The sequence below is a fragment of the Paenibacillus sp. FSL R5-192 genome (assembly GCF_000517845.1).
Lineage (GTDB): Bacteria > Bacillota > Bacilli > Paenibacillales > Paenibacillaceae > Paenibacillus > Paenibacillus amylolyticus.
Genome location: NZ_ASPR01000002.1, coordinates 187,535 through 210,350 on the forward strand (window position 1 = coordinate 187,535; position 22,816 = coordinate 210,350).

Here is a 22,816-nt window from a genome sequence, read left to right on the forward strand (position 1 = left end):
CTTTATATCTCCGATTGCAGTACCACTTTCCAATCACCGTTATCGTGTAATTCTTAGCTTCCATTATGATATCTATTAAATCTTGTAATATAAATTAGACGACTTCGATCAGAAAGTCGTCTTTTTTGGGGAATGATATAAATAGGGAACCTCTTTATACTTTGCCACGTAAGAAAGGATGTCGTAATCATGAAAAAATTATTGGCACGCACGGGTTCTTATACAGGATATACCCTTCTGATCGCCATGGCCATTTTCTATCTCATCGCTCTAGTCGCCATTATTATACTCGCCTTGTACGCCTTCACTGGAGGAAACTAACTTAAACGTTCTTGATACCTTATCCATATCGTACATACAAGCTGCGCCTTGTTACTTGCCGTCTCTCCTTCCATTTGATCAGCCACTTTTCCCCATATACATTTTCCAATTTACTCCCATTTGAATTCCTTTAACCAGATCGTTTATACTTATTTCGACCTTAAAGTCAATTCAAGAACTCACAAGTTCCCTGATGAGGTGAATGTATCTTTAATGAACCCTATACATGAGATGAATGAGAAGAAAAAGCTCATCATTACTACAGCACTCAAGTTATTCTCATCCAAAGGCAGTGCTGCAACATCCATGCAAGAGATTGCAGAATTATGCGGGATGTCCAAAGGCAGCCTCTACATCATGTTCAAATCCAAAGAGGAATTAGAAGCCAGTACTCTGGAGTACTGCATGTACACGCTCATGGACGAGATGACACAGATTGAGCATGAAACCAGCCTTACCTCGCGTGAACGTCTTCACAAGCAGATTGAGACACTGTTGATCCATGTTGCCGAGCTCAAGGAATTTTTGCGAGTACAGATGCGCAGCATGATGATGGATGATGAACAGCAACGCAAGGAACAATGCCATCCGCTGCAAAGAGATCTGGAAGTCCGTACCTTACATTGGTTTAAGGATAAGCTGGAGGAGCAGTACGGATCGGAGATTGAACCTTATACGATTGACCTTATTTTGCTGACACAGGGGCTATTCCTTTCCTACGTCAAGATCTGGTTTACAGAGATGCCGTCCCTTACTGTTACCAAAATGGCAACAAATTTACTGCAAATGATGGATTATGCAGCGCACGGATTCCTTAAGCAGCGACCTTTGCCTTTGATTCCTTTGGAGGACTGGCCTGCATGGATTACCGAACCCCATCCGGATTCCACGGTGATGCGGCATCCTATTCATATTATCAAGCAAATGCAGGATATTGCTGCCTCCGAATTGCCTGCTGGGCAACCAAAGAATGATGTACTTGAGACCATTGCCATTCTCCGGCAGGAGATGATGGAATTCACACCGCGACGTGCCATTATTCTGGGCATGATGCACAATCTGGAGAACGTAACTGCCATTCAATCTTTGCACTCCGAGCTTCAGCATATTCTGGATGCCATGTATAGCCGGTTCATCCAGGCTGACTCGTCACACACATAAACAGGAGAAACAGAGAGGAGAAGAAACCATCGTATGAAAGGTATTATTAATTTTTCACTGAACAACAAGTTTGCGATTTGGATTCTGACGATTATCATCTCTTTCGCAGGTTTGTACAGCGGATTGACGATGAAACAAGAGACAATCCCAAACATCAACGTACCGTTTCTAAATGTCACTGCCATTGATCCGGGGGCTGCACCAGAGGGAATTGTTGAGGATGTCACGAAGCCGCTGGAAGTAAAACTACGTAATGTAGATGGCGTGAAGACAGTTACCTCCACTTCCATGGAGAACGCAGCATCGATCACACTCGAATTTGATTATGGAACAGATCTGACCAACGCAACTGCAACCGTTCGTGAGGCACTGAATGAAGTTCAACTGCCTGACAGTGTGCAGAAGCCGACCATTTCCAAGTTCAGCATTAACTCTTTCCCGGTTGTATCTCTGAGCCTGTCCGACAAGGACGGCGGTGACCTGGAACAATTGACACGACTGGTTGAATCGGATATTCAGCCTGCACTCGAAGACATTGACGGTGTAGCTCAGGTTCAGGTGTCCGGTCAATATGTGAAAGAAGTTCAATTGAAGTTTGACCAAGCCAAAATGGCCGAGCTGGGCCTAACGGAAGATACGGTAAACGGCATCGTTCAAGGTTCATCCATTCGTGTGCCCCTTGGACTGTTTGAACTGGATAAATCCCAGAAAGCCGTTGTTGTAGATGGCAACATCATCGACATCGATGATCTGAAAAACCTTGCCATTCCAGTTGTACCCGGCGGTGCCGGTGCTTCCGCAGGCAATGGTTCAAACGCAGCCCCACAAGGCTCTGGAGCACCAACTGGTGAAGCTGGTCAAGGTACCGCTCCAGGTGCTTCACAAGGAACGGACCAAGACGCTGGTGGTAATGCCGGTGTAGGTAGCCCTTCAGGTGCTGCCAATGCAGCTGGTATCCCGACAGTAAAATTAAGTGAAATTGCCAAGATCGAAGTCATCGGTCAAGCGGAATCCATTTCCCGGACAGACGGCAAGGAATCGATTGGTATTTCCATTGTAAAATCCAACGATGCCAACACGGTTGATGTCGTTAACGCAGTCAAAGATAAAGCTGAAGAGTTGCAATCGCAGTTCAAAAATGCTGATTTGACTGTATTGCTTGACCAAGGTAAGCCGATTCAGGACTCGGTGAACACGATGTTGGGCAAAGCCGTTTTTGGCGCCTTGTTTGCCATCCTGATCATCCTGCTCTTCCTGCGTAATATTCGTTCAACCATTATCTCCATTATCTCGATCCCGCTCTCCTTGCTCATGGCATTGACTGCTCTCAATATGATGGATATTACTTTGAACATGATGACGCTGGGTGCGATGACGGTTGCCATCGGACGGGTTGTCGATGACTCCATCGTTGTTATCGAGAACATCTACCGCAGATTAACACTCAAAGGTGAAAGATTGAAAGGCCGTGAACTAGTCCGCGAAGCAACTCGCGAGATGTTTGTGCCAATCCTTTCTTCCACGATCGTAACTATTGCGGTATTCCTGCCACTGGCATTGGTAAGCGGCATGGTCGGTGAGTTATTCACGCCATTTGCACTGACCATGGTATTCGCTTTGCTGGCATCCCTGATCGTTGCCATTACCATTGTGCCGATGCTTGCGCACACCCTGTTCCGTGGAGGGTTGAAGAACAAACAGAATCACGAAGAAAAACCAGGCAAAATGGCGGAAGGTTACAAACGCCTGCTGAACTGGACCCTTTCACACAAACTCATCACAGTCAGTATTGCAGTGATCTTGCTGGTCGGCAGTTTGTTCCTGTACCCGTTCATCGGTGCAAGCTTCTTGCCAGAACAACAGGATAAATACGTGACTATTACGTACAGCCCACAAACCGGAGCTTTGCGTGAAGATGTCGAAAAAGAAGCACTCGTTGCCGAGAAGTGGTTGCTGGAACAACCAGGTCTGGAGAAAATGCAATATTCCATCGGCGGAAGTAATCCACTGAGCAGCATGGGTGGCGGTGGTTCCAACTCGGCTCTATTCTATATTGAATATAACGAAGACACGAAAGACTTTACCAAAGTGAAGGAACAGCTTGTAGAAGGTCTGAAGAAAGAAGTTACCGTAGGTACCTGGAATGAGCTCGACATGTCCGGCGGTCTGGGTGGCAGTGGCTTGAGCCTGTCCATCTATGGCGATAATGTAGAGCAACTCAAACCTGTATCGGACGAAATTCTGAAACTGGTTGAAGCGGATAAGGATAATTTTGAAAAAGCAGATACAACACTTGCTGACACCTACGGGCAGTATACGCTCGTGGCAGATCAGGAGAAATTGAGTTCCCTGGGCCTGACTGCAGGCCAACTGGCGATGACGCTGAGCCCGGCACGGGAACGTCCTGTGCTTACGGAAGTCGATATCGATAACAAAACGTACAAAGTATATGTAGAGACAGACAACAAAACATTCAGCAGCATTAAAGAGATTGAGGATGAAACCGTCACTTCACCGCTTGGCATCGAGGTACCAATCAAAGATGTTGCCAAAGTGGAAGAAGGTACATCCCCGAACTCCATCATGCAAATTGATGGTAAAGTTGTTGTACAAGTCACAGCCAACATCCTGGCTTCGGATGTAACGAAAGCTTCGAGTAACCTACAGGCTGAGATCGACAAGCTGGATCTGCCTGATGGCGTTGAAGTGAAGTTCGGCGGTACAACCGAACAGATTAATGATACCTTTACTCAACTGGGTCTCGCCATGCTGGCGGCCATCGCCATTGTATACTTCGTGCTCGTTGTTACATTCGGCGGCGGATTGGCACCATTCGCAATTCTGTTCTCCCTGCCATTTACGGTCATTGGTATTATGGTAGGTCTGTTCATCGCTGGTGGTACGCTCGACGTCTCCGCCATGATGGGTGGACTGATGCTCATCGGTATCGTGGTCACCAACGCTATCGTGTTGATCGACCGTGTTATTCACAAGGAAAAAGAGGGTATGCCTACCCGTGAAGCCTTGCTGGAAGCCGGTGCAACTCGTCTGCGTCCAATCCTGATGACCGCTCTCGCGACCATTGGTGCCCTGTTGCCACTGGTAACGGGTCTCGAAGAGAGTGCGGGGATCATCTCCAAAGGACTCGGAATCACCGTAATCGGCGGTCTGATCAGCTCCACGCTGCTCACGCTGGTTATCGTACCGATTGTGTATGAGTTCCTGATGAAATTTAAAAAGAAAAGAATCGAAGATTAAGAAGTCGTTGATTGTACTCATGTAACGGTTCGAGTACAACTTAAATGCAGACTATAATATTAGCTTCTCGCCCCTTAGCGCATATTGGAATGGTTGAATTCCGATGTGATGTTAAGGGGCTTTTTTTATTTAAGCATTTTGCATAAATCCCATGAGCGTCCTCCAATCAGCAAGATATAGATCGAAATGATTCTATTCGTCTATATCTTGTACCCGTGAGCGATTGGAATCGAATTATGCAAAATGCTGATGTAAATTTACACGATACATAGACTGACATAGAAATGCTTCATTTTAATCAAAATCACAAAAAAAATAGTTATGTTTGTCATTTGAAACAAATGAGCGTGAGATTTCTGCCCATCTGTTGTAAATCAACTTATAATATGGATTAATTATGCAAGTTGACGGATTCCAGTCTCCAGATAGATCACATGTGATTGGGGAAGGATGGTGGTTGTGTGGGGGAGACAACGCTTCATATTCAAGTCAGAGACATGTTAAAACGTCCTGTGTTTCGCAAGGCAGAAGTCCTGGCCAGTGATCGTGCGCTGGAGCGGTATGTTCGCTGGGTTCATATCATGGAGGTTCCCGAGGTGGGGGACTTGCTCAATGGCGGGGAATTGGTGCTGACAACAGGCATTGGCTGGCAGGAGGGTGAGCAGCAAGGCCTGTCTTTTTTGCGTCAGTTAATTGCACGTGGGGCTGCCGGACTCTGTATGGAACTGGGGGATCACACCAAGTCGCAGCTCAGGGCTATGAAAGAAATTGCAGTAGCAGCGGATTTTCCGTTGATCTGGTTTCACGAACAAGTCCGTTATATCGATATTACGCAAGACCTGCATTTCACCCTGATTCGCAGTCATCAGCGGATGATCGCTGAACTCGATAGTCTCACCACCTCCTTTAACCAACTTCTTCTGAATGGAGATGGCGTACAACCTCTGCTTCGATTATTGTCACGAACAACCGGATGTGCTGTGGCGTTATATCCACTTGAAGGGGAAGCAAGTGCCGTTCCCTACTGCCCTCCAGAGCAGCTGGAGACTCGTCGGCAGGATTGGTTTTTGCAGCGGGAACATTTGGCGGGGGAGGATATTCCGAATTTAATGCAGCTGTCAGATAACACATTGGATGTGATCAGCATGCCTGTTCAGGCGTTGGACTACACCTTTGCCGACCTTGTGCTGATGCATCAAAAGCTGCCGGATCAAGATTCAAGCATACCGATCAAACCCTCGGATGAATTCGTCATTCAGGCACTGGAACGTTGCGCGGCCGCGATTGCCCAGGACTGGATGCGAACCAAATACATGGAAGAGAAACGCCGCTACAAAGAAGATATGTGGGTCATTGACTGGCTTAACGGACATCACTCCATGAAGGAAATCCATGAATATGTATCCACCGTTAATCCCCTTCTCGCAACGAGCAAAGCCACCATAATCTTATTCGACAGCAACCCCGCGTACACAGATAGCCTCAGACTTCAGAAGTTATTGATCCAACGCAACATCGTCGCCCGTTCCGTGTTCGCTCGGGAGAATTTCACCCTCTACAGCACCGTTCTGAACCACCAGATCATTCTTATCATTCTCGACCCACTACCTGGATCTCAGCGTAAAAGCAGTCTCTGGCGCTGCATCGAACAGCTGCAGCAGCACGAGCAGGAACAGACCCACTGCCTCTTCTCAGGCCTGGTCGGAATCGGTCATAACTGCACAGACCTCTCCCGTCTCAAGGATAGCCTGGATTCCGCGAAGGAGACACTGCGAATTCAGAAGGACATCGGTGAGATGCAGCAGCCTTTTTACAGTAACCTTCATTGTTATCGCATCATTGCCAGCATGAAACAGAGCGGTAATCTAGATGATTTTATCGAAGAATACCTGGGGCCGCTCATTCGTTACGATGTAGAGAAAGGAGGTCAGCTGCTGCGCACGCTCAAGCAATATTTGGTCCTGTGCTGCTCCAAGCAAGAGACGGCCACCGCTCTATATATCGTCAGACAGACACTGTATCACCGTTTGGACAAAATCGAAGCCCTTCTGGGAGAAGACTATATCCTCCCCGAGAAAAGGGTCGCGATCGAACTTGCCATCTACGCTTATGAATATGTTCATGGTCCAATCGCGTGAAGAGCTGGGCATGGTCTAAGCGCCCCGCTGCTCCTGAAGCTGACGAATCAGAATATGACTGAACCACTTCCGCCCAGATGCCGTGCCCACGTATTGCTCTTGTTTCTCTTCGGGAAGATCGGGGTGCCCCCATATGACGTGAGCACCCTCCAGATGTTCCCGTACCGAATAGATCCGATAACCCTGTGCAACCATTCGCTCTATGGCGATTCTCTCGGCCTCAAACACATCATGATCCGACATCAGCTTCTCCCTCCATTCACTACCGTCACAGGCTGTTTCACCGGTATGGGTGCGCCTGCATCATACTTGTTGCGCTTCACATATTGGCCTGCCCCTGCTGTTCCGGCATACTGCCGATCTCGAATGACATACTCCCCGCGGCACAACACCGTCACCGGACATCCTTGTACCTGCATACCTTCAAATGCGCTGTAATCCACGTTCATATGATGAGTTTCTGCCGAAATCACCCTGTTTACAGATGGGTCAAAAATAACGATATCTGCATCTGTCCCGACAGCCAGAGTACCTTTCTGCGGGAATAATCCAAATAACTTGCTCGCTCTTGTCGAACATAGATCGACCCACTGATTGAGCGTAATCCGCCCCTTGGCTACACCTTCTGAATACAGAATGCTGAGGCGATCTTCGATGACGGGCCCGCCGTTCGGAATTTTACTGAAATCATCCTTACCCAGATCCTTCTGCCCTTTGAAATTAAACGAACAATGATCGGAGCCAATCGTCTGCAACTGACCGCTTTTCAATGCATTCCACAACACGTCCTGATGAGCCGCTTCCCGCAGCGGTGGTGACCAGACATACTTTGCACCCTCAAAGTCCGGCTGATCCATGATCGACTGATCCAACGTCAAATACTGAGGACAGGTCTCCCCCCAGATTCGGTAACCCATTTCACGCATACGCGCAATTTGCTCCACTGCTTCCGCACAGGTCACGTGCACCACATACAGCTGTGAATCCGCAAGTGCAGCCAGACGCGCCGCACGCCCTGTTGCTTCTCCCTCCAGCATGGATGGACGAGTCAGCGCATGATGAATCGGCTCCGTGCGCCCTTCGGCGAGCGCCTGTCGAACCAGCAGGTCAATGACATCCCCGTTCTCGGCATGAACCATGACGAGTGCGCCGTACTCTTTTGCCTTTTGCAACGTCTGGAAGAGAATCCCGTCATCGGCCTGAAACTGGTTTTTATACGCCATGAACACCTTGAAGGATGACACACCCTCTTCTTCAATGATCTGCGGCAGCTCTTCTAGCACCTGATCATTCATCTCGCCAATCATGAGATGGAAACCGTAGTCGATGGCAGCTTTACCCTCGGCTTTGGCATGCCACTCCTGGAGAGATTCGATTAATGGACGGCCTTTTTGTGTCAGACAAAAATCAATGATCGTTGTTGTACCGCCAAAAGCCGCTGCTGTCGTTCCCGTCGCAAAATCATCCGCCGTTACCGTTCCACCGAAGGGCATATCCAGATGCGTATGCGGGTCGATCCCGCCCGGAATGACGTAACAGCCCGCTGCATCTACAACCTCCATTCGTTCGTCTGGCACCAGTCCGATGCCAATCTGTGTGATTTTACCCTTTTCGATCAAAATATCTGCTTCAAAGGTATCTGACGCCGTAACCAACACACCATTACGAATCAATTTGCGAGTACTCATGATATCGCCTCCTTGGTTGATTGATCTCTAACCGATTGCAACATCGCAATCGCAGACTGCCGTTCATTCCAGGTTACAGGTTCCTGCTCAGGTACAAGTTCAACCATCTCAATCGCCCCATCCACCGGGCAAACGATCGAACACAGATTACAGCCAACACAGTCCTCTTCCACCACTTCCAGATAGGAGCCGGACGGGTCGGTCAACATATCAATACATTGATGCGAGGTGTCCTCACAAGCAATATGGCATTTGTTGCAATTGATGCAGATATCGCGGTTGATGCGGGCGACGACTTTGTAGTTCAGATCAAGATTGCCCCAATCCGAGTAACGTGGAACCGTCTGACCTACCAGTTCTGCTACACTGCTCAGACCCTTTTCATCCAGATAATCGTTCAGCCCATCAATCATTTCCTCCACAATACGGAATCCATGATGCATCGCTGCGGTACATACCTGAACCCCTGTAGCGCCCATGAGCAGAAACTCTGCGGTATCCCGCCAGTCGGATATGCCACCAATCCCTGAGATCGGTACACCAACTTCAGGATTACGCGCACACTCGGCAACCATGTTCAGTGCGATGGGCTTTACCGCTGGGCCACAGTATCCGCCGTGTGCTCCTTTGCCGCCCACATGCGGCACGGTATTCCACGAATCCAGATCCACACCTGCCAGGGAGTTAATCGTATTGATCAGAGAGATCGCATCCGCGCCACCTCGTACAGCTGCCCGGGCAGTTGCCGTAATATCCGTGATATTCGGCGTGAGCTTTACAATCACCGGTGTGGTCGCCACTTCCTTCACCCACATCGTCTGGAGTTCGACCAGGTCAGGTTGCTGACCGGAGGCAGCTCCCATACCTCGTTCGGCCATGCCATGTGGGCAGCCAAAGTTCAGCTCCAGGCCGTCCACACCGACAGCCTCCACCTTTTTCACAATCTCATGCCACTTCTCCCGCGTAGGTTCCACCATCAGTGAAGCGACAACCGCACGATCCGGGAAGCGTTTCTTGGTCTCGGCAATCTCCCGCAGATTCACTTCCAGCGGACGATCGGATATCAATTCAATATTATTAAACCCCGCCACCCGTTGCCCACCAAAATGGACCGCCGCGAAACGCGAGGATGTATTGATAATTGGCTCACCCAGTGTCTTCCACACCGCGCCACCCCAGCCCGCTTCGAACGCACGCTGAACCTGATATCCCGTATTGGTCGGTGGTGCAGAAGCCAGCCAGAATGGATTGGGTGATCGAATACCTGCCAGATTAATGGATAAGTCAGCCATAACGATCCCTCCTTGGTGTTGTTTGAACATATTAGTTACACTGGACACTCCGTACCTTGTCTCGCTCACAACTCACGCCGTCTCTTCCACCTGTCCAGGTAATGCCTTCATGACTGCGCCGGCAGCCAGCTTACCCTGCTGTGCAGCCGAGACAACCATCGCCTCACCCTGGCCCTGACCAAAAATGACATCTCCTGCCGCATAGATCTGAGGATGCGAGGTACGGTACGTATGCGGTTCGATCTCAACGACGCCCCATTGGTGACGCAGCCCAAACGCTTCGATTAATGGTAATAACCGATGCTGCCCAATCGCCCGGATGACCGTATCACATTCAATCATGAACTCCGATCCCTCCACAGGCACGGGCAACGCACGCCCACCACCAGGCGGGGTAATTAGCTCCATTTTCACACATTCCACAGCTTGAACCCGACCGTTCTTGTCTCCAATGATTCGCTGCGGCATCGTAAACCAGCGGAACTCCACACCCTCCTGCTTGGCAAACGTATATTCAAACGCATAAGCCGTCATCTGGCTTTCCCCGCGCCGATATAACATCTGCACCCGCTCGGCACCAAGACGTACCGAACAGGTCGCTGCATCTACCGCCGTATTGCCCGCGCCAATAACGGCAACCTTCAGACCATTCAGCGCGGGCGGAACACCTTGCTTGGTAGACTCCACCAGTTCAATCGCATCATAGACACCTTCCAATGTCTCCCCTTCAATGCCCAGCTTAGGTACTGAACCCATGCCACAGGCCAGAATGACCGCTTCATGCTGCTCCAGCAACTGCGAAGCAGGAATATCCACACCGATGCGCACCCCATAACGGATCTGCACACCAAGTGCCTCCACCTGCTCCACTTCCCATAGCGCAACCGATTCGGGCAAACGGAAAGATACGATGCCATACGTATTCAGCCCGCCGCCTTTGGGTTTGGCTTCATAGATCGTCACCTCATACCCTGCACGCCCCAGTTCACGTGCCGCCGACAATCCCGCAGGCCCGGCTCCCACAACAGCAACGGTTCTCCCATTGGCAGGTGCTGCCTGGAATAACGGCTCATTCTTCGCCCGCGCCCAGTCGGTGGCGTAACGCTGCAAGTCACCAATGCGAATCGGCTTCGACGATTCGTTCAGAACACATGCACCTTCACACAATTCCTCTGTGGGACAGACACGTGCGCAGCTGGCTCCAACCGGATTTGCATCCATGATGGTGCGGGCCGATCCTTTCAGGTGCCCTGTGGATATTTTGCTAATAAAAGAAGGGATATTAATGTCGGTTGGACAGGCTTTGATACAAGGTGCATCGTAACAGTACAGACAGCGGTTTGACTCCTCCATCGCTTCCTTGCCTGTCATGGCGGGTTTCATCTCGGCAAAACGACTCTCCCACCCATAATCGGATAACGTTGTTCCTGAGCTGTTCATCAATGTCATGCACCTCCTGAAGTTTGATCCGCGCAGCTTCCAGCTACTTTTACAGACTAACCAGATGTTCGTACGTTTCCGGCCTGCGATCGCGGTAGAACTGCCACACATTACGCACCTCACGAATCATCTCCGTATCCATCTCGCCAATGACGACCTCATCCTGGTCCCGGCTGCCGATCGCTACCATTCTGCCTCGCGGGTCGACCAGGTACGACTGTCCATAAAATTCACCCATATTCCACGGCGCTTCTACACCGACCCGGTTGATGGCTGCAACATAATAGCCGTTAGCTACCGCGTGAGCAGGCTGTTCCAGTTTCCACAGATATTCCGATGTACCCGCAACCGTAGCGGATGGATTGAACACTATCTCTGCCCCCGCCAGCCCGAGCAATCGTGCCCCTTCCGGAAAATGACGATCATAACAGATGTACACACCCACTCTGGCGTAGGCTGTATCAAAAACCGGAAACCCAAGGTTACCTGGTTTGAAATAATACTTTTCCCAGAAACCATTCGTGCCCTCACCTGCTTCCACATGCGGGATATGATGTTTGCGGTATTTGCCCAGATACGTACCATCCGCATCTATAACGGCTGCCGTATTGTAATACGAAGCAATGCCCTCCACCTCGTATACAGGTAAAATAATCACCACCGCAAGCTCCTTTGCCAGCTCCTGAAAACGTCTGGTCGTCGGTCCTTCCGGCACCGGTTCAGCGGATGCATACCATTTGGGATTCTGCTCTGTGCAAAAGTACGGCCCATAGAATACTTCCTGCAACCCGATGATCTTGGCCCCTCTTGCAGCCGCTTCACGGACCAGCGCAATGTGTTTCTGAACCGCAGCCTCCTTATGTACCTCAACGGGAGCCGAACCTTCAATCTCATGGGAAGCCTGGATTAATCCGATGCTGATTTTGCTCATAACGTCACAACGCCTCCTCAGGTAAAATGATTGGTTGGTTCATTCCACTACACATCCTCCGAATGGTGCGATATAACACTTCCGTGCCGAGTCCAATATCCTCCGGGGAGGAATATTCGCTGGGATGATGACTGATGCCGTCTTTGCTGCGGACAAAGATCATGCCATAATCACACACAAGCGAAAGGGCCAACGCATCATGGAACGGACCACTCATCAGTTCTGGCAAAGTAACCCCGATCTCTTCCGCGGATGAACGAATCACCGACTTGATTGACTCTGCACAATACCTCGGCTCACTATTCGTATCCTCTGTCAGCGAGTAGGTTAGACCATATCGGAAACTCACGTCATCCAAAATGTTCATTAATCGGGCTTCAAGCCGGTTCCTGCGCTCCATCTCCATGTCTCGTAAATCAACCGTGAAGCTGACTTCCTCCGGAATGATGTTCCGTGAGTCTGGAAACACCCTCAAACTTCCCACCGTACCTACGGTTGGGGCTTCCGGGTCTTCTCTCACCATATCGTCAAAAGCCGCAATGACTTTGGCGCTGCCTACCAGAGCATCATGCCGCATTCCCATCGGAACGGAGCCGGCATGACCCGCCATGCCTTTCATCGTCACCGTAAGCCACAACGGACCCGAGATGCCCGTCACCAGACCTACTGGTGCATTCATCGCTTCCAGCACCGGCCCCTGCTCAATGTGCAACTCCAGATAACTGCCTATGGAACCTGGCGGATAGATCGCCTCTTCAAAATCCGAAGGAGAACAGCCAAAGGCTTCCAGTGCCTCCCGGCGGGTCACTCCATTTTTATCCTGCCGCTCCAGTTCGCCTTCTTCCAACTGACCCGTTATGCCACGTGAGCCGAAAAGGCCTTTGTTAAAACGGGAACCCTCTTCGTCGCAAAAGGCAATTATCTCAATTGACATTAGGGGCTGAATGCCATTTTCGATCAGGCATTGCACTGCTTCGAGCGCGCCTAGCACACCAATCGCTCCATCATATCGACCGCCATAAGGCTGAGAGTCGATGTGGGAACCAATCATGAGGATTGGCAGCGCCTGATCCGCACCCTCCAGACGACCAATCAGATTGCCAAACGGATCAAGTCGCGTCGTCAGACCGGCATTTTCCATCCAGAGACGAACTTGTATGATGCCATCCATATCTTCCGGGGTCAGGGCAAGTCGGCAAACACCCGTCTCCGCGATTCGGCCAATCTGTGACAACTGCTCAATGCGCTCATTCAGCCGAAGCTGATTAATGAGTTTGCCTGTTGTGGTCTGCATCCTTCCTCGCCTCCTTGCGCTTATTTTCGCGTAATGATATGAAAATTTTCATCTCGCTTGCTAAACCGTAAACGTCTGTCGTACCTGTGTATGGCAACTAACCTGCGTCCAGACTACGTAGCGCAACGAGTAAACTTCCAGCGATCAGATCCAACTCATCCTCGGTGGTAACAAACGGTGGAGAGATCGTCAAAATGTTTGCAAACCCCGGTACGGTATCGCCGTTCTTGCCAATCAGGATGCCATCCCTTTTACAACTGGCGAGTACCTTCATTACTTTATCCGCCTCCGCAGGAGATCCGTCTGCTTCAATCAATTCAATGCCACAGGCGAATCCGAATGAACGGATATCCCCCACAATGGACAACTCCAGCAAAGGTTCCAGCTTCTCACGAAGCAGGTTTCCCAGTTCCTCCGCCCGGCTGACCAGATTCTCTCGTTCCAGAATCTCCAGATTTGCCAGTGCCACCCGGCAGGATACCGGATTCCCGCCAAACGTATTCACATGGCGAAAATGGGTATCCGGGCCGGGTTCCCGGAACGTGTCGTACAGATCGGCTCGCACCGCCGTTGCTGATAGCGGCGAATACGCACTGGTCATGCCTTTTGCCATCGTCACAATATCTGGCTGTACGCCATAGTTCTGATGACCAAACTTCTGCCCAGATCGGCCAAAGCCGCAGATTACCTCATCTACAATGAGCAGCACGCCATAGCGCTGACAGATCTCTTGCACGGTACGCATATAATCCGGTGGGGGTACAATCATGCCGCCCCCTGTGATCACCGGCTCCATAATTACTGCGGCAACCGTCTCAGGACCTTCCCAACGAATCACCTCTTCATAGATGGTTGCACATTCGAGTCCGCATCCATCCTTGTTTCGTCCAAACGGACAGCGGTAACAATACGGTGGTGGAACATGAGAGAAACCTACGCCGAGTGGCTCGTATTTGATCTTGCGTGCGGCTTGCCCAGTGGCGCCCAGCGCTCCCATGGAGTTACCGTGATAGGCACGGTGACGGGAGATGAATTTGTGCCGAGTAGGCTCACCATTCTGATGGTGGTACTGACGGGCTATTTTGAAAGCCACCTCATTCGCATCTGAACCTGAGTTGGAGAAGAATATTCGATACTCCCCCTCCAGCCATTCATTCAGCTTCTCCGCCAGCAAAATCGCCGGTTCATGACTCTGCGTCATCGGTACATAAGCGAGTGCTTTCATCTGTTCGTAGGCACTCCTCGCAATCTCCTCCCGGCCATGCCCCACATTCACACACCACAGTCCCGACATCGCATCCAGATAACGCGTACCATCCTGATCGGTGATCCAACTACCCTCCCCACTCACTGCAATCATTGGATGATCGTTATGAGGCGAGATGTGATGCCATACGTATTTGCGATCTTTCTCCAGCCATTCTTCCTTCGTACCACCAAGCGGCTGAGGCTGCTGATCCACAGAACTCATTCGTCATCCTCCTCCACGCGCTTATTTCACCGCTTCTTCATAGATGCTTTTCTCCAGCGCTTCATCCAGGTTGGCGGCTTTTTTGATCAAGCCATAGTTCAGTGCAATATCCGCAGTTCGGGTAAATGACTCATCTACAAAGCTGCCGACTTGCTGCTCCGTAAACCCTTCCGGGCGAATCAGCTTTGCAATCTCTTCCAGCATCGTGACCTGATGCTCGCGGGTGGTGCTGCCATCCGTCACATTACTCATTACGATATCGACCGTCTCATCCTGTTGATCAATGGCGTAGTTCCAGCCTTTCAAAATGGCACGGGTCACTTTGACCGCAAGCTCACGGTTGCTGTCTACCCAATCCTTCTTGGCAATTAGCGTATCCTCCAACATGCCAACACCGGCATCTTCAATGTTGAACACATCCAGATCGGATTCCTTCGTTCCACTTTCCAGCACAACGTGGTATTCGTTATAGATCGTCGCCGTAGCTACATCCACCTGATCGTTGAAAAACTGATCCATTGTGAACCCTTGCTTCACCAGTTCAATATCTTTCTTCGGATCTAGGCCATTCTTCTCCATGAACGCGAGCACCTGAAACTGCTGACTGCCAAACCAGGTACTGACCTTCTTACCTTTCATCTGAGCCGGATCAGTAATGCCTAGGGACTTCTTGGCAATCAAGCGATAACTACTCTTCTGCGAGATCTGGGCGAGCGAGACGAGCGGCAGACCGTTATCCCGGCTGACCAGCAAACTGTCTACACCCGTGATTCCCACATCGGCCGCACCATTGACCACCTGCTGCTCAATCACGATATCCGGACCACCCGGAATAATCTCGGCATCAATGCCTTCATCTGCAAAAAAACCTTTTTCCTTCGCTGCATAAATCCCGGCAAATTGCGCCTGCGGCACCCATTTCAGCTGAATTTTCACTTTGGTTAAGGGTTGATCTGCTTCTCCCGCCCCTCCTGAACTCGCAGCGGCAGGTTCAGCCGTCGGCTCGGACTTCGTAGAACATGCGCTCAGCATCGTAACAACCAACAAGACCAACACCAGCAAACCCGGCTTCAACGTTTTGTACATGTACAGAACAACCCCCTGTTTATATACGATTTTTCTATCATCAGTCCGTGTTCAAAAAGTCTGCTTTTCAGTACCGTGGACTTTTTGAACAACCTCTATCAGGTATTAAGATCTATGGATGGATGGTTGTTACCCTGAAGTACGTTAGTGATCTGTGCGTGCACGATTCCATGGAATGAGTCGCTTTTCTGCCAGGACAACCGCTTCATACAACACAATGCCGAGCGCGGCTGCGATGACAATGCAGGACCAAGCCAAAGGCATGTTCGCCAGTCGAATCTGATCCGAGAGCAAGTACCCGAGCCCCTGGGAGGCGATGAAAAATTCACCCACAATGGCCCCGATAATACTGGTCGACATATTGATCTTCAGACCGGCGAAGAGGGAAGGCAGCGCATGAGGCAGTCTCAGCTTCCAAAAAAACTGCATCCTGCTCGCGGCTAGACCACTCAGCAGATCACTGTACTGCGGCTGAATGGAAGTCAGTCCTTTGAACAGGCTGACGGCCATGGCGGCCATCGTAATCACCGTGACGACTGCAATACGAGACCAGATCCCATCACCGAACCAATTGTTCATAATCGGGGCAAGGGCCACGATCGGAACAGCATTAAGTGCAGACAGAACCGTAACCGCGGCCCTGCCGCTTGTTGGAAAGAACGATGCACCCGCTGCCGCCAGAGCACCCAACAATGAACCGAGCAAAAAGCCTCCCAGCATTTCGGTTCCGCTGTACATCGCATATCGAAAGAGCATATTGGCATTTTCCTGAATGGATGCCGCAATCGCGGAAGGCACGGGCAGTTGGTAGCTTTCCAGCGAGAATATCCAATGAAACAACCTGAACTGCCAGAGGGCGAGAAACAACACACCCGCACCCCAAGGAAGCATACTCAGCGCAACCGATCGTCCGCGAACGCCAGAGCCCAATCTGGCCTTTTCGGCTTGTCCCTGTTGTCCATGAATTTCCGATCCTGGGACAGCTGCCGTCTGCGGACCATTGAGGGGCATAGCCGCGCCAGTTACAGCAGCAATCGACACACCTTCATCACTTTTCCGGCTCAACACACTACCTTCACTCATGTGGCCTGACCTCCTTTGGCCCTGAATTCAGGCTGCCAAGGGGTTAGCCAACGTTCAGCCAGACTGATGGCCAGATATGAGATCAGGCCAATACCAATGCTAAGCATGATGGTGGCCCAGAACATGCCAACTTGGGCATGACCGTAATATAACGAACTGACCATCAGGACGCCGAGTCCGTCGGGAGCGCCCATCAATTCCACAACGATGGAGGAAGTCACCGCCAGCGGAGCGGCTATTTTCATACCGGAAAATAGTCCCGGCAGTGCAGAGGGCAGCAGGCATTTGATATATCGCGCAGTCAGTGAAGCTCCACAGGAACGCATCAGTTCCAGGTGCTCTGGTGCTGCACTTTTCAATCCTTTTAACGTATGGATGATGATCGGGAAGAAAGTGACATACGCAGCCATAACAATCCGCGCCCACTCCGCGTTGTGAATGATGCCGTACACGATTGGTGCGAGACCAATAACCGGAACCATCTGTGAGGAGACAACATATGGCGATAACGTGCGCTCTAGCCAGACAGCCCCGCTCATGAGTAGAGCCAGACCCAGACCCAGCAACGTTCCCCCTGCAAAACCAATGGCTGCATTGCCAAACGTGACAGCCCCCTGCTCTGCGAGCGTACTCGAGTAACGAAACAAGGCTGCAAGAACTTCGTGCAGATAAGGAAGGCGAGACGCCGCCTGCTGAGGTGACAGGAACAATTGGAGCATCCAGGCGGCTGCTTCCCACAGTACCAATACCGCTGTAATCCAGATGACAACCCAGGAACGATAACCCGGTTTAAAGAATCGCAGGGACATGAGATTCATCACGCTCCTCGTAGAAGCAATTGCGGATGGTTGTAATCATGTGGTAGAAGGCTTCCGTTTCTCTCAGTTCACTATGACGTTCGGAAGACAGATTGACGGAATGAATGGAATGTACTTGCCCCGGATGTGCCGAGAGCACGATGATCCGGTCGGACAGAAATACGGCTTCGGGGATGCTGTGTGTGACAAAGAGGAAGGTCTTGCCTGTTGAGCGCTTGATCTCAAGCAGCTCCAATTGAAGCTTTTCTTTCGTGAATTCGTCTAAGGCGGAAAAGGGTTCATCCATGAGCAGCAATGGTGGATCAAGTGCAAGTGCACGTGCAATGGATACACGTTGCTGCATCCCGCCACTAAGCTGCCATGGATAATGGTCTGCGAAGCGGGTTAACCCCACCATTTCAAGCAGTTCACTGCTAATGCGGCGGCACTCCTTACGGCGGGTACCCAGCAGTTCCAAGGGCAATTCCACATTGTGACGAACGGTGCGCCAATCGAACAGGGCTGGTGTCTGGAAAACGATGCCGAACTGTCGCTGTAGTCGAGCCCGCTCAGGCTCCTGACCTGCAATGCGTACGGTGCCTGAGGTAGGTTGAAGTAGATCACCCACCAGCCGGAGCAAGGTCGACTTGCCACAGCCGGAAGGGCCCAGCAGAGAGACAAACTCATTGGACTGGATCTGGAATGTAACATCCGACAAGGCAGTGACTTGCTGTGTACCTGTTCCAAAAACAACGGACACATGATCTACATCAATATGGCAGGCTTCGGGGACTGTGGCTGAGGATATGGAGGACATGGGCATTCTCCTTTGTGGGAAGTTGTTTTCATTGCACACCAAGGCTGAATGGGAGATTTATATACACAAACGTAACAGGTTTTGCTTGTTAGATAATACTATATCGCTTTGGGCGGGGATTACATTATACAGTGTGTTTTGAGTATGGGCCTGTTCATGTTACACAATGTAAAATGAGACGGATTCTCAGATACATACATGTGAGTTTTCTTCGTAGATAGCTAACATACATTTCACCTAACAACAAGCGCACGATCATTTGTATTTATTGATTAAATATTCGGAAAATATGACATATCCCCTCGTATTCTTGCTCATTTTCTTGTATAAAGATTGAATAGAGAATCCAGAAATCGGGGTGGTCATGATGTTTGATTGGCTGGGATGGAGAAAAGGATTGCCACTGTGGCGATCGTATCGGTTGAACGCACATATGAAGGAAGATGTGGAACAGATTTTTGAGGGAATTGCCGAAACGAGACGGCAGCTTATGATGGACTGGGCAGATGAACAATGGAACCACCTGGATCGTTTGCTTCAACAGATACAGTCGGTCCAATTAGAGGATGTATTACAAGGTTCACAGCAACTTAGCAAACTAGATGCATGGTTTCAATCCAGTTATATTCGAGCCGTAGACAGTACGGAGCTATTCATGCTGAACGAACAGAATCAGGTGGCATTCTCTACATATAAGAAACATATTGGACAGATCTATGCAGATTACGAAGCTTTGATTGGACCAGGATTGAAGTACTCCAGAGCAGATCGTCATGGCAAAAAATGCTTGTATGGTCCATATTCTGATCCACTGACGTTGGATATTGGTCCACGCTCGTCCGCTTTTCACGATGATGTCACCTTGCTGTTTATCTCCCCAATCCTGCAGGAAGGTCGATATGTCGGTTCATTATGCAGCCGTGTTCCCGGGGATGTACTCGGTGACCTGATCCAACGAGAATCAGGTCATATCTATCCCGATTCCGGTGACAATTACCTCTTTATGGCTGAGTCGATATTACGGCCCCATCTGCAACCCGGCACCGCCTTATCCCGAAGTCGATTCGAAGACCGTACCTTTACACATGGGGAAAATCTCAAAGATGGCGTCACCACCGAATGGGGTATCGTTTCCGTCAAGGAGCATACCGAACTGGAACTCATGTTCACTGATCCGTCGACCGGAGAACTACACCCCGGAGTAGCAAACACCATTCAGAATGGTTCCAATCTGTTTGTAGCTTTTCCCGGCTACTCGGATTATCGCCATATTTCTGTGATCGGCAAAGGCATCACCTTCCAGCTGCCACACTGTCCTGATCGCTGGGGCATGATGTGTGAAGGGGATCTGGAGGAAGTGTATCGGATACGAAGCATCGGCTGGCGCCAGTTCAAGCAACACAGTCTCTTCATGCTTTTGTCAGGCGTTGCAGGAGCAGCTCTTGTCTATGCCTTCACTGGTAGTGGTTGGAGCGCGGTAGCAATGGCCGCTTTTAACGTGTTATTCGGATTCTTCTCTGCATTACAGCTGCATCGTAGCCAATATCAACGAGTTCATGAAGACTTGCGTCGCATCAGCCGATTTATTCGAATTAACGCCGAAGGCAGGGGTGATCTGACCCAGCGCCTGAACACGTCTGCTTTTGCCCAAGATGAATCAGGTGAACTGGCGAAGTGGATCAACAACATGATTGATTCTCTCGAAGGCATTATGCTGAAGGTACAACTTGCCACGGTAGACGTTATGGACAACCAGTATCAGATGCGAACCTCAACAGAGACAACCCAAGGCACGACTGAACGTGTGAACTACAAGCTTGGTTCGATGATTCAGGCCATTCGCACCCAACTGGAAGATCTCGACCAGGCCAAGATCGCTGCTGATCACATGCGCATAACGCTGCAACAACTGGAGACCTCTGCTACCGAACAGATCAGCGTGGCCCAGCAGGAAGTGGAACGAATCGGCGATAAAATGACCCAAATCTCAGGAGCGGTATCCGATACTAACCGTACCATCCTGTCCTTCATGGATACCATGAAAGAGATTTACCGTGCACTGGCTGTCATTGATGAAATTTCAGCTCAGACCAACCTGCTGGCTCTGAATGCTACAATTGAAGCCGCACGCGTGGGCGAACATGGCCAAGGCTTCTCGGTCGTGGCAGGGGAAATCCGCAAGCTAGCCGAGTTATCCCGCTCTTCAACTGAAAATATTCATCAGATTCTGGACCGAATCTCAACGGCAGCAGGAGCTGCATCCCAATTAATCACAGAGGGTGATCAGGTGCTGGCTGAAGGAACAACACTGGTTCAGGCCGCTTCGCAACTTCTGCAAAATGCTACCGCCGAAGAACCTGAACGCACTCAAGTCGTGGATCAAGTGGTCATGTTGATGGAGAATATTGCTGCAATCAGCCATCAGAATCGGGCGACTTCCGCCGAGGTAGAAGCAGAGATGATGGAGCTGATCCGGGATATGTTGCAGGTTCAGCATTCTTCGCATAACGTGGAAGCCATTACGGTTTTTCTGCAACAACTCGTGGGACAATTCCATCTGAATCACCCCGCCAAAAATGCTGTCATCTGACGTCATCGTTGACGCGGATTGGAGAAATAGCTAAAATTTGATGCAACTGTTCCTTTTGAAATTGTCGTATCATTTATAATAGAAGATTTCCAATCTGAACCGATGAAAGGGTGGTCTGCATGGAACTGCTTCAGGATTCATTTGGCCGGATACATGACTACATCCGTATTTCTGTTACGGACCGCTGTAATTTACGCTGTGTGTACTGCATGCCTGCAGAGGGCATGGAGTTTGCTCCACATGATGAGATTATGAGCTACGAAGAAATAGCACAGGTGCTGAAGGTACTTGCCCCGATGGGCATGCGCAAAGTCCGACTCACCGGGGGCGAACCATTGGTACGCAAGGATCTGCACAAGCTCGTCAGCATGATCTCGGCAATTGACGGGATTGACGATATTGCCCTGACTACCAACGCTCTTCTGCTGGACAAACAAGCTCAGGCGTTGAAAGATGCTGGGTTGAACCGGATTAACATCAGTCTGGATTCCCTGCGCGCTGATCGCTTCTCCATGATTACCCGCGGCGGAGATGTGAACAAGGTGCTGAAAGGCATTGAAGCTGCAACAGCTGCTGGCCTTGCTCCGATCAAGCTGAATGTTGTGCTGATGAAGGGTATCAACGATGATGAAATCAAAGATTTTATTGCAATGACGATTGATCAACCTCTTCATGTGCGTTTTATTGAATATATGCCGATTGGACAGGCTTCGGATTCATGGCGCAAATCTTATTTGCCACTGGAAGCCGTGACTGATGTATGTGCTGAAGCAGGCTGGACGGTAGAAAATACAAAAGGCCCTGCGGGCAATGGCCCATCACGAAATATGAAAATTGTGGGCTCCGAAGGCACATTTGGATTGATTCATCCCGTAAGCGATCACTTCTGTGACAATTGCAACCGACTTCGGCTGACCGCTGACGGACATATCAAAGCCTGCCTCTACTGGTCCGATGAGTATAATGTTCGCCGCTTTGTGGATGATCCGGACGCTATGGCGGCACTTTTCCTCAAAGCGCTGGGTACGAAACCAAAGAATCATGAGATGGCTCTGGCTTTGGAACAAAAAATGCAATCGCACACGCCGACGGTACGCCGCATGTCCCAGATTGGCGGATAACAACAGTACGCAATATAACTCAACCGCGTATTCCTGCATATCGATATATATCTTTACCGTCAGGATGACCTCTTCACACAACGGATGAGGTAACGCTGGCGCGGTGACCCCTTACGTAAATCAGCTTTCATAACGTGAAGTGGAGCGTGTCATAAGGCATAGGTGGATAGCCAAAGCAGACAAGAACATGATGTTCTTGTCTGCTTTTTCGTTATATTTTCATAAATTTCTGAAAATCATCAATTCCCCTGTTTCATTTGTTAAAAATTTAATTAATATACGTTATGCCCTTATCAGGCCTTCAAGATTAACCTCATTCTGACGATGT

At 50.1% G+C, this 22,816-nt stretch carries 17 protein-coding genes; 6 read left to right on the plus strand and 11 right to left on the minus strand.

Annotation, left to right across the window (positions count from 1 at the left end):
• Nucleotides 1-189: 189 nt before the first annotated feature.
• From C161_RS33285 to C161_RS00915, 4 genes are all read left to right on the plus strand, one after another.
• On the plus strand, nucleotides 190-321 hold the full coding sequence (locus C161_RS33285; RefSeq protein ID WP_268745198.1) for a hypothetical protein: 132 nt from the start codon (nucleotides 190-192) through the stop codon (nucleotides 319-321).
• A 213-nt stretch (nucleotides 322-534) separates the two neighbouring features.
• Nucleotides 535-1,482, plus strand: coding sequence for a TetR/AcrR family transcriptional regulator (locus C161_RS00905; protein ID WP_036612627.1), 948 nt, complete (start codon nucleotides 535-537; stop codon nucleotides 1,480-1,482).
• Nucleotides 1,483-1,515: 33 nt separating this feature from the next.
• The gene (locus C161_RS00910; RefSeq protein WP_036667783.1) at nucleotides 1,516-4,740 is read left to right on the plus strand and encodes an efflux RND transporter permease subunit; all 3,225 of its coding nucleotides are present in this window, start codon (nucleotides 1,516-1,518) and stop codon (nucleotides 4,738-4,740) included.
• Nucleotides 4,741-5,201: 461 nt separating this feature from the next.
• Nucleotides 5,202-6,878 carry a PucR family transcriptional regulator gene (locus C161_RS00915; protein WP_036667784.1) on the plus strand — a complete coding sequence of 559 codons (1,677 nt, stop codon included), beginning with the start codon at nucleotides 5,202-5,204 and terminating at the stop codon, nucleotides 6,876-6,878.
• Between the two features lie 15 nt (nucleotides 6,879-6,893).
• Here the strand turns inward: C161_RS00915 and C161_RS00920 are convergent, their stop codons facing one another.
• The 11 genes from C161_RS00920 to C161_RS00970 all read right to left on the minus strand — a co-directional run bounded on the left by C161_RS00920 (nucleotide 6,894) and on the right by C161_RS00970 (nucleotide 18,777).
• A complete protein-coding gene (locus C161_RS00920; protein WP_036667785.1) occupies nucleotides 6,894-7,121 on the minus strand; it encodes a hypothetical protein in 228 nt (75 codons plus the stop codon).
• Nucleotides 7,121-8,566: a dihydropyrimidinase gene (gene hydA, locus C161_RS00925; protein ID WP_036667786.1), complete on the minus strand. Its 1,446-nt coding sequence runs from the start codon at nucleotides 8,564-8,566 to the stop codon at nucleotides 7,121-7,123. The genes C161_RS00920 and hydA overlap by 1 nt, the downstream gene beginning before the upstream one ends.
• Complete coding sequence (preA, locus tag C161_RS00930) at nucleotides 8,563-9,858, minus strand: NAD-dependent dihydropyrimidine dehydrogenase subunit PreA (RefSeq protein WP_036612641.1); 1,296 nt, start codon at nucleotides 9,856-9,858, stop codon at nucleotides 8,563-8,565. Before preA ends, hydA begins: the two co-directional genes overlap by 4 nt.
• 72 nt (nucleotides 9,859-9,930) lie before the next feature.
• A complete protein-coding gene (locus C161_RS00935; protein ID WP_036612645.1) occupies nucleotides 9,931-11,298 on the minus strand; it encodes an NAD(P)-dependent oxidoreductase in 1,368 nt (455 codons plus the stop codon).
• Nucleotides 11,299-11,347: 49 nt separating this feature from the next.
• The gene (locus C161_RS00940) at nucleotides 11,348-12,229 is read right to left on the minus strand and encodes a nitrilase-related carbon-nitrogen hydrolase (protein WP_036612648.1); all 882 of its coding nucleotides are present in this window, start codon (nucleotides 12,227-12,229) and stop codon (nucleotides 11,348-11,350) included.
• Between the two features lie 4 nt (nucleotides 12,230-12,233).
• A complete protein-coding gene (locus C161_RS00945; RefSeq protein WP_036612651.1) occupies nucleotides 12,234-13,523 on the minus strand; it encodes a M20 family metallo-hydrolase in 1,290 nt (429 codons plus the stop codon).
• Nucleotides 13,524-13,620: 97 nt separating this feature from the next.
• Nucleotides 13,621-14,994 (minus strand): aspartate aminotransferase family protein, encoded by a 1,374-nt coding sequence (locus C161_RS00950; protein ID WP_036612653.1) that lies wholly within the window; start codon nucleotides 14,992-14,994, stop codon nucleotides 13,621-13,623.
• Between the two features lie 21 nt (nucleotides 14,995-15,015).
• Nucleotides 15,016-16,080 carry an ABC transporter substrate-binding protein gene (locus tag C161_RS00955; protein ID WP_036667787.1) on the minus strand — a complete coding sequence of 355 codons (1,065 nt, stop codon included), beginning with the start codon at nucleotides 16,078-16,080 and terminating at the stop codon, nucleotides 15,016-15,018.
• 144 nt (nucleotides 16,081-16,224) lie between these two features.
• Nucleotides 16,225-17,163, minus strand: a complete 939-nt coding sequence (locus tag C161_RS00960) for an ABC transporter permease (protein ID WP_051449520.1) — start codon at nucleotides 17,161-17,163, stop codon at nucleotides 16,225-16,227.
• Nucleotides 17,160-17,981 carry an ABC transporter permease gene (locus C161_RS00965; protein ID WP_235193703.1) on the minus strand — a complete coding sequence of 274 codons (822 nt, stop codon included), beginning with the start codon at nucleotides 17,979-17,981 and terminating at the stop codon, nucleotides 17,160-17,162. The genes C161_RS00960 and C161_RS00965 overlap by 4 nt, the downstream gene beginning before the upstream one ends.
• The gene (locus C161_RS00970) at nucleotides 17,953-18,777 is read right to left on the minus strand and encodes an ABC transporter ATP-binding protein (RefSeq protein ID WP_051447273.1); all 825 of its coding nucleotides are present in this window, start codon (nucleotides 18,775-18,777) and stop codon (nucleotides 17,953-17,955) included. Before C161_RS00970 ends, C161_RS00965 begins: the two co-directional genes overlap by 29 nt.
• 364 nt (nucleotides 18,778-19,141) lie before the next feature.
• Between C161_RS00970 and C161_RS00975 the strand changes: the two genes are divergently transcribed.
• Both C161_RS00975 and moaA read left to right on the plus strand, forming a co-directional pair.
• On the plus strand, nucleotides 19,142-21,367 hold the full coding sequence (locus tag C161_RS00975) for a methyl-accepting chemotaxis protein (protein WP_327196645.1): 2,226 nt from the start codon (nucleotides 19,142-19,144) through the stop codon (nucleotides 21,365-21,367).
• A 119-nt stretch (nucleotides 21,368-21,486) separates the two neighbouring features.
• Nucleotides 21,487-22,488 carry a GTP 3',8-cyclase MoaA gene (gene moaA, locus C161_RS00980; RefSeq protein WP_036612663.1) on the plus strand — a complete coding sequence of 334 codons (1,002 nt, stop codon included), beginning with the start codon at nucleotides 21,487-21,489 and terminating at the stop codon, nucleotides 22,486-22,488.
• Nucleotides 22,489-22,816 lie beyond the last annotated feature (328 nt).

Excerpts from the sequence above, each read along its gene's own strand:
- C161_RS33285 (WP_268745198.1), top strand. The coding sequence starts at position 190 with ATGAAAAAATTATTGGCACGCACGGGTTCTTATACAGGATATACCCTT.
- C161_RS00905 (WP_036612627.1), top strand. The coding sequence starts at position 535 with ATGAACCCTATACATGAGATGAATGAGAAGAAAAAGCTCATCATTACT.
- C161_RS00910 (WP_036667783.1), top strand. The coding sequence starts at position 1,516 with ATGAAAGGTATTATTAATTTTTCACTGAACAACAAGTTTGCGATTTGG.
- C161_RS00920 (WP_036667785.1), bottom strand. The coding sequence starts at position 7,121 with ATGTCGGATCATGATGTGTTTGAGGCCGAGAGAATCGCCATAGAGCGA.
- hydA (WP_036667786.1), bottom strand. The coding sequence starts at position 8,566 with ATGAGTACTCGCAAATTGATTCGTAATGGTGTGTTGGTTACGGCGTCA.
- preA (WP_036612641.1), bottom strand. The coding sequence starts at position 9,858 with ATGGCTGACTTATCCATTAATCTGGCAGGTATTCGATCACCCAATCCA.
- C161_RS00935 (WP_036612645.1), bottom strand. The coding sequence starts at position 11,298 with ATGAACAGCTCAGGAACAACGTTATCCGATTATGGGTGGGAGAGTCGT.
- C161_RS00940 (WP_036612648.1), bottom strand. The coding sequence starts at position 12,229 with ATGAGCAAAATCAGCATCGGATTAATCCAGGCTTCCCATGAGATTGAA.
- C161_RS00945 (WP_036612651.1), bottom strand. The coding sequence starts at position 13,523 with ATGCAGACCACAACAGGCAAACTCATTAATCAGCTTCGGCTGAATGAG.
- C161_RS00950 (WP_036612653.1), bottom strand. The coding sequence starts at position 14,994 with ATGAGTTCTGTGGATCAGCAGCCTCAGCCGCTTGGTGGTACGAAGGAA.
- C161_RS00955 (WP_036667787.1), bottom strand. The coding sequence starts at position 16,080 with ATGTACAAAACGTTGAAGCCGGGTTTGCTGGTGTTGGTCTTGTTGGTT.
- C161_RS00960 (WP_051449520.1), bottom strand. The coding sequence starts at position 17,163 with ATGAGTGAAGGTAGTGTGTTGAGCCGGAAAAGTGATGAAGGTGTGTCG.
- C161_RS00965 (WP_235193703.1), bottom strand. The coding sequence starts at position 17,981 with ATGAATCTCATGTCCCTGCGATTCTTTAAACCGGGTTATCGTTCCTGG.
- C161_RS00970 (WP_051447273.1), bottom strand. The coding sequence starts at position 18,777 with ATGTCCTCCATATCCTCAGCCACAGTCCCCGAAGCCTGCCATATTGAT.
- C161_RS00975 (WP_327196645.1), top strand. The coding sequence starts at position 19,142 with ATGATGTTTGATTGGCTGGGATGGAGAAAAGGATTGCCACTGTGGCGA.
- moaA (WP_036612663.1), top strand. The coding sequence starts at position 21,487 with ATGGAACTGCTTCAGGATTCATTTGGCCGGATACATGACTACATCCGT.